Annotated in this window: 5 protein-coding genes and 1 pseudogene; all 6 read right to left on the bottom strand. The window is 60.1% G+C overall.

The genetic code is table 11. The annotated features are described in order from the left end of the window. Positions 1-105: 105 nt before the first annotated feature. Positions 106-273, bottom strand: a pseudogene (locus QMX98_RS29915) (peptide ABC transporter ATP-binding protein); the annotation flags it as partial. 114 nt (positions 274-387) lie between these two features. Then, the gene (mdoH, locus tag QMX98_RS29910) at positions 388-2,958 is read right to left on the bottom strand and encodes a glucans biosynthesis glucosyltransferase MdoH (RefSeq protein ID WP_010464496.1); all 2,571 of its coding nucleotides are present in this window, start codon (positions 2,956-2,958) and stop codon (positions 388-390) included. Next, positions 2,951-4,780 (bottom strand): glucan biosynthesis protein G, encoded by a 1,830-nt coding sequence (locus QMX98_RS29905; protein WP_154911968.1) that lies wholly within the window; start codon positions 4,778-4,780, stop codon positions 2,951-2,953. The genes mdoH and QMX98_RS29905 overlap by 8 nt, the downstream gene beginning before the upstream one ends. 276 nt (positions 4,781-5,056) lie before the next feature. Then, the gene (gene dtd, locus QMX98_RS29900; RefSeq protein WP_010464499.1) at positions 5,057-5,494 is read right to left on the bottom strand and encodes a D-aminoacyl-tRNA deacylase; all 438 of its coding nucleotides are present in this window, start codon (positions 5,492-5,494) and stop codon (positions 5,057-5,059) included. Beyond that, complete coding sequence (gene pip, locus QMX98_RS29895) at positions 5,491-6,462, bottom strand: prolyl aminopeptidase (RefSeq protein WP_010464501.1); 972 nt, start codon at positions 6,460-6,462, stop codon at positions 5,491-5,493. The genes dtd and pip overlap by 4 nt, the downstream gene beginning before the upstream one ends. A 105-nt stretch (positions 6,463-6,567) precedes the next feature. Next, a complete protein-coding gene (locus QMX98_RS29890) occupies positions 6,568-7,485 on the bottom strand; it encodes an alpha/beta hydrolase (RefSeq protein ID WP_282411828.1) in 918 nt (305 codons plus the stop codon). Positions 7,486-7,594 lie beyond the last annotated feature (109 nt).

The following is a 7,594-nucleotide window of genomic DNA, read 5'->3' as shown; positions in this document are numbered from 1 at the left end:
GGCAAGCCTCGCGCCTACAGGACTTTGCGTATCGCTCGATTGAGCCACGACACAATACTGTAGGAGCGAGGCTTGCCCGCGAAGGCGTCACGACAGGCGCTAAAGCTACAAAACCTGGCGCAAGAAGGCCTGCGCCCGCGGATCCTTCGGCGCATCGAAGAACTCGGCCGGCGAGGCATCTTCCAGCAATTTGCCGTGATCGAAGAACAGCACTCGATCCGCGACTTCCCGTGCAAAGCCCATCTCGTGGGTGACGCAGACCATGGTCATGCCTCCGTTTGCACAAGGGTTTAAGCAGGAATTGTTGCTCTAACGCTGATCGTTCACACGCTCTGCATGGGAGCGATCAGCAGCGCAAAAAAAACCCCGCTTTCGCGGGGTTTCTCGTCAGGCCAACTGAGGCTGCGCACTCAGTGGTTTGAGCGGTAGCAGCGGCGCATGGGGATCGGCTTTCACCGATTTGCGCCAGGCTGCCAGCCACTCGGGATGGCCTTCATTCCAGATCTGCTCATGCAAGCGAGCCAATGCCACCGGGTCGCTCAGCAATTGCACACGCTCATTGTTGTTCAGGCCGTCAGGCCCGACTTTCAATGCGTGACGCACCCGTTCGATGCGCAACCATTCGATCGGCTCGGCCTGACCGTGACGCGAGGTCGCCAGCGAGCACGCCAAGGCGTTCTGCTGTGGATCGACCACCGCACGGATGAAACCGTCGTTCAGTGCATGCCAACGGTTTTCGTGGGTGTACTGATCGGTTGCCAGCAACGCTTGCGGCGGATTGTATTCCTCAGGGATCAGGAACAGGCTTTCGTCACGGGACTTGAGGCCCAGGCCGACACGACTGGAAATCACCGATACCGGGATCGACAGCATCAACGAACCGACGATCGGCACCAGCCACCACAGGAAGCTCGGGTTCAGCCAGACCACCAGCAGGGCCCAGAAGAAGCCCAGCAAGGTTTGCGGACCGTGGCGCTTGACCGCTTCGCTCCATGGCGTGGAGTCGTCGTCACGTTGTGGCGAATTCCAGGTCGCGGCCCAGCCGAGGAACGCGGCGAGGACGAAACGGGTGTGGAAAATCATCCGCACCGGCGCCAGCAGCATGGAGAACAGCATCTCCAGCAGCATTGACAAGGTCACCTTGAACTTGCCACCGAACTCTTTCGCGCCCTTGGCCCAGATCAGGATGATGCTCAACAGCTTCGGCAGGAACAACAGCACAATCGTCGTCGAGAACAGCGCAATTGCTTTGTCCGGGTGCCATTGCGGCCACAGCGGATAGAGCTGACGCGGCTCAAGGAAGTACTGCGGTTCCATCAAGGTGTTGACCGCCAGCAGCGCCGTCGACAACACCAGGAAGAAGAACCATAACGGCGCCGACAGGTAAGACATCACGCCGGTCAGGAACACCGCACGGTGAACCGGGTGCATGCCCTTGACCAGGAACAGGCGGAAGTTCATCAGGTTACCGTGACACCAGCGACGGTCACGCTTGAGTTCGTCCAGCAGGTTCGGCGGCAGTTCTTCGTAGCTGCCCGGCAAATCGTAGGCAATCCACACGCCCCAGCCGGCACGGCGCATCAGCGCAGCTTCGACGAAGTCGTGGGACAGAATCGCACCGGCAAAAGCACCTTTACCCGGCAACGGCGCCAAGGCGCAGTGCTCGATGAACGGCTTCATGCGGATGATCGCGTTGTGGCCCCAGTAGTGGGATTCACCCAACTGCCAGAAGTGCAGGCCGGCAGTGAACAACGGACCGTACACGCGGGTAGCGAACTGCTGCATACGCGCATAAAGGGTGTCCATGCCCGACGCACGCGGCGCGGTCTGGATGATCCCGGCGTCCGGCGTGGCTTCCATCAAGCGCACCAGGCTGGTCAGGCAGTCACCGCTCATCACGGAGTCCGCGTCGAGCACGACCATGTACTTGTAGTCGCCGCCCCAGCGACGGCAGAAGTCGTCGAGGTTGCCGCTTTTACGTTTCACACGACGGCGACGACGGCGATAGAAAATCTTGCCGAAACCCTTGGCTTCACGGCAGACGTCCAGCCAGGCTTGCTGCTCGGCCACGCAGATGTCCGCGTCATTACTGTCACTGAGGACGAAGAAGTCGAAGCGATCCAGGTCACCCGTGGCTGCAACCGACTCGAAGGTCGCACGCAAACCGGCAAACACCCGTGGCACGTCTTCGTTGCAGATCGGCATCACCAGTGCAGTGCGCGCGTCCTTGGCAATCGGCTCGTTGCCGGCGCTTTTACCGGAGATCCGGTATTTGTCGTGGCCAGTGAGCAATTCGAGGAAGCCCATCAGCGCCGTCCAGAAACCGGCCGAGACCCAGCAGAACAGAATCCCGAACAGAATCAGGATGCTGGTTTGCAGCGCATACGGCAGCACTTGCGTGACGGTTTTCAGGATCGGTTGGTGCAGAACCTCGTTCAGGTCGACGAACGACCAGCCCTGGTACGGCATGATGCCTTTCATGTACCAGCCGGCGACGATGGTCTGGCCAAGCATCAGGACCAGCAGAATGTAACGGCGGATCGAACCGACGGTGCGCCAGCGAGCCGCCGGCAGCACGTTCTCGTCCTTCGGCGGGGCCGGGGGATTGGTGCGACCGGTCAGACGCCGCCAGCCACGCACCAGAATGTTGGTGCGCCACGGCTCCGGCACGACTTTGGTCCGACGGATCGGCGGGGTGGCCTTGAGGCAAACCCGACCACTGGCGTCGACCGCCAGCATTTCCGCTTCTTCCAGTTCTTCAGCAGTGCTCAGGGTCAGGCGACGGCCCACCGAGGCTTGGGCAGCCTCGGTCGGAGCGTCGAACGTCGAAGACGACAGGCGTTGGTGCAATTCGCTGAAGGACTGGCAGCCCGCGAGTTCAGCGCGCTGCTGGTCGGTCATCGGTAGATGCGCCAGATACTCGGCAAGAGTCTCTGGCTGTAGTTGAGAATTACTCATCGGCAGGCAACTGGTAGCTCCAGGTCTCGGTCAGGACTTCTTCCGTCGCTGCCGATTCCGGTGTGGCTGGGGCCGCGTCCGCAGCAACAGGCTGCTTGGCGTCTTTGTTGTCCTTGTCCTTTTCCTTGGTATCGGCAACTGGCTTCGCGTCGGCCTGCTTGGCTTCGGCTTGCTTGGCGTCCTTGGCTTCCTTGTCCGCCTTCTCTTGTTGCTTGGCGGCCACTTTATCGGCCTTGGCAACCGAAGAGTTGGAGACTGGCAGCGAGTTCTTGGAGAGGTCGCCCGGCACGATGTTCTCGACCAGTGCCGCACGCATCTCGGTAGGCTTGCCCGGATCCTTGATTTTCATCCGCAGGGTCAGGCGCCAGCCCTTGGTTTCAGGGTTGTAGCGCACGCTGTTTTCGACCAGCTCGGCATTGTCGCCCACGCTGACCTGGCTGCGAACGTCCGCGGTTTCCGGCAGTGCTGCCAGGGACGGACCTTCGAAGTCCACCAGATAGGCAACGCTGCCATCCGGCTGACGGATCAGGTTGGACTGTTTCACGTCACCCGTGGAGCGCAGGGTCTGTTGAACCCAGGCGCTGTCCGGTGCGTGAAGGGCGGCTTCGTCGATGGTCCAGTGCATGCGATAGGCGACGTCCAGCGGCTGACCAGGCTCAGGCAGCTTTTCCGGGCTCCAGAACGCAACGATATTGTCGTTGGTTTCGTCGGCAGTCGGAATCTCTACCAGATCGACGGAGCCCTTGCCCCAATCGCCTTTGGGTTCGATCCAGGCACTTGGGCGCTTGTCGTAGCGGTCGTCGAGGTCTTCGTAGTGGCTAAAGTCGCGGCCACGTTGCAGCAAACCGAAACCACGCGGGTTTTCGATCGAGTAGTTGCTCACGGCCAAGTGTTTTGGATTGTTCAGTGGACGCCAGATCCATTCGCCGTTGCCGGCATGAATCGACAGACCGCTGGAATCGTGCAGTTCACGACGGTAGTTCAGCACTTTCGACGGCTGGTTGGCGCCGAACAGGAACATGCTGGTCAGCGGCGCAACGCCAAGCTTGGTGACCTTGTCACGCAGGAACATGCGGGCCTTGACGTCGACAATGGTGTCGCTGCCAGGACGCAGGGTCAGACGATAAGCACCGGTGGCGCGTGGCGAATCCAGCAGCGCGAAGATCACCAGGTGTTTGTCACCCGGTTTTGGCCGTTGAATCCAGAATTCGGTGAAGCGCGGGAATTCTTCGCCGGACGGTAATGCGGTATCGATGGCCATGCCGCGAGCGGACAAGCCATAGGTGTGACCCTTGCCGACAACGCGGAAGTAGCTCGCGCCGAGCATGGTCATGATTTCGTCTTGCTTGTCGGCCTTGTTGATCGGGTAAAGCACACGGAAACCGGCATAACCCAGTTGTTCGGTAGCTTTAGGATCGAACTTCACATCGCCGAAATCGAAACGAGTTGGGTCGTATTTGATCTCTTCGACGGTGTTGGCCGTGATTTCGTTGATTTTCACCGGCGTGTCGAAGTGCATGCCCTGGTGATAGAACGAAAGCTTGAACGGGGTTTTCTGATCGGCCCACTCGGCTTTTTCAGTGCGGAAACGAATTTTTTGATAGTCCGCGAATTTCATTTCGCGGAATTCGTTCGGCAGGTTACTGCGCGGGGCTTCGTATTTTTGTCCGGCCAGCTCTTTCGCCTTGACCGATACATCCTCCAGATTGAATGCCCAAATCTGGCCGGCGCTGAGCAAGCAGAGCAGTGCAGAGCCCGCTACCAGAGCGCTTCGGAACCGTTTGGCAGTCAATTTTGGTGCATTACAGGGAGTAACAATCACGAGCAACCCTCGCCGAAAACAGATCAAAAAACCAACGGCCAGCTATCTATATGCCAGGTTGGCGAGCATTGTTCCGACTCCTATGGGGCTAAATGATTCCCCAACAGGTCTCGGACAAGTCTCTACCTAAGTCAAAATGGACCAACGAACGCTGATCCCCGTAGCGCGCGATTATCTAGTAGGCCGCGTTACAACGCATCAGGGGTAACAAAGTATTTATCGCGCAAAACCCCTGTTTTCAGTCGAAAAGCCCTGAAAAACATGTTTCAAGTGCTTTCACGTCTGTAACAGGAAGGTGACCGGGCCATCGTTGACCAGGTGCACCTGCATGTCCGCGCCGAATCTACCTGATGCCACAGTGCCATGCACCTGTTTCGCTTTGCTTAATAAATAGTCGAAAAGCTCCTCGCCCAGGGCAGGAGGGGCAGCGGTCGAAAAACTCGGGCGCAACCCGCTCTTGGTGTCTGCGGCCAGGGTAAATTGCGAGACCAGCAGCAACCCGCCGCCTACATCCGCCAAAGACAGATTCATCTTGCCCTCGGCGTCACTGAATACTCGATAGTTAAGCAGTTTATGCAGAAGTTTGTCGGCGCTGGCACGAGTATCCTCGGGCTCTACCGCCACCAGCACCAACAACCCCTGATCGACCGCCCCCACCACTTCCCCCGCTACCTCGACTCGCGCGCCATGCACGCGTTGCAGCAGGCCTTTCATGCTTCTTCGGGCGGCAGGTCGAGCAGGCGGCGAGCCATCTGCCCGGCGGCACGCACCAGTGCATCGGTGATGCCCGGCTCGGACGCGGCGTGGCCGGCGTCGCGGATCACCTGGAGTTCACTGTTCGGCCAGGCCTGATGCAGTTCCCAGGCGTTGTCCAGTGGGCAGATCACGTCATAACGACCGTGGACGATCACGCCAGGCAAATGGGCGATCTTGCCCATGTCGCGAATCAGCTGGTTCGGCTCGAGGAAGGCATTGTTGGTGAAGTAGTGACATTCGATACGTGCGATGGACAATGCGCGCTGCGGCTCGGAGAAGCGATCGACCACCAGCGGATTCGGACGCAAGGTCGCGGTCCGGCCTTCCCAGGTGGACCAGGCCTTGGCCGCATGCATCTGGGCGATCTGATCGTTGCCGGTCAGGCGCTTGTGGAAAGCGCTGAGCAAGTCGCCGCGCTCATCCAATGGAATCGGCGCGACATAGTCCTGCCAGTAATCGGGGAACAGACGGCTGGCGCCACACTGGTAGAACCACTCGATTTCCTGCGGACGGCAGAGAAAAATCCCGCGCAGGATCAGACCGTGTACACGCTCCGGGTGGGTTTGCGCGTAGGCCAGCGCCAGGGTCGAGCCCCAAGAGCCGCCAAACAGCACCCATTTTTCGATGCCCAGGTGTTTGCGAATGCGCTCAAGGTCGGCGACCAGATCCCAGGTGGTGTTGTTTTCAAGACTGGCGTGGGGCGTGGAACGCCCGCAACCGCGCTGGTCGAAGGTCACGATGCGGTACATGTTCGGATCGAAGTACCGTCGACTCTGGGCATCACACCCGGCACCGGGGCCGCCGTGGATGAACACCACCGGCAAACCTTCCGGTGAACCGCTTTCGTCGACATACAGGGTGTGAGTTTCATCGACGGCCAGATCGTGCCGGGCGTGGGGTTTGATCTGCGGGTACAAAGTCTGCATTGCGCGCTCCGTAAGGGGTCGAGGTCATCCCTGGGGGGACTTCTATTATTCTGCCGTCCGGCATCATAAACCCGAATTACGCCAATGAGCATGCCCCTTGCAGCGTCATAACCTGTCAGCCAAAAACCCGAGCAGCGTTTCATACAGCAAGTCGACCTCGGCGACCTGGCCCCGGGCCCGCAAACAGCCATGAACCAGCCCTTCTCCATAGTAAAGCGTGGTGGGCACACCCGCGGCCTGGAGATGCTCGGCATAGAGCACGCCGTCATCGCGCAGCGGGTCGAATTGCGCCACGGCAATCAATGCCGGCGGCAGCCCGCCGAAGTGTCCGGCGAGCAACGGCATCGCATAGGCGCCCGGCTGTCGGGTGCCGCGCAGGTACAAGGCGTGATAACAATCCACATCGCTGCTGGCGAGCAATGGCGCGTCGATGCATTCGCTACGCGACGGCAACGAGCGATCACCGCCCAGCCCCGGATAGATCAAGACCTGCGCCGCCGGGACCGGCTCGCCCGCATCCCGCAGCGCCAGACACAACGCAGCAGCCAGATTGCCACCGGCACTGTCCCCCGCCACCAGCGTTCGTCCGGGATCAAGCCGAAAAGGTCCGCTTCGCAGCGCGCGCCAGACTCCCAGGCAATCATTGAACGCCGCCGGAAAAGGATGTTCCGGCGCCAATCGGTAATCGACCGCGATCACCAGTGCGCCGAGTGTCGACGCCAGTTCGGCGCAGATGAAATCGTGGGATTCCAGATCCCCTACCACCCAACCACCGCCATGCAGATACACGATGCACGGTCCACCGCCGGTCGGAGGTGAAACCGGCGGCTGATAAGACCGCACCGGCACGCCGGCCAACTCGAAATCGACCACGTAGAGCCCGGCGGGACGTGGCGGAGTGAACGCCCGGCACATCGCGCTGTAGGCCTGGCGCAAACCGTCGAGGCTGCTGTCGGTGCTGTTGAAGCTGACGGTTTTCTCGACGAATGCCGACATTTTTTCAGAAATCGGGTAAGGCTTCATGGGTCTGGTGCCCGTTCAGGAGATGGGGCCAACCCCTGTGGGAGCGAGCCCCGCTCGCGAAAGCGGAGTGTCAGTCAACATTGATGTCGACTGACACTCCGTCTTCGCG

The sequence above is a fragment of the Pseudomonas sp. PS02303 genome, assembly GCF_029959925.1.
In the GTDB taxonomy this organism is placed as follows: domain Bacteria; phylum Pseudomonadota; class Gammaproteobacteria; order Pseudomonadales; family Pseudomonadaceae; genus Aquipseudomonas; species Aquipseudomonas mandelii.
Note: the sequence above shows the minus strand (reverse complement) of the source record. Positions and strands in the feature narration are given on the sequence as shown.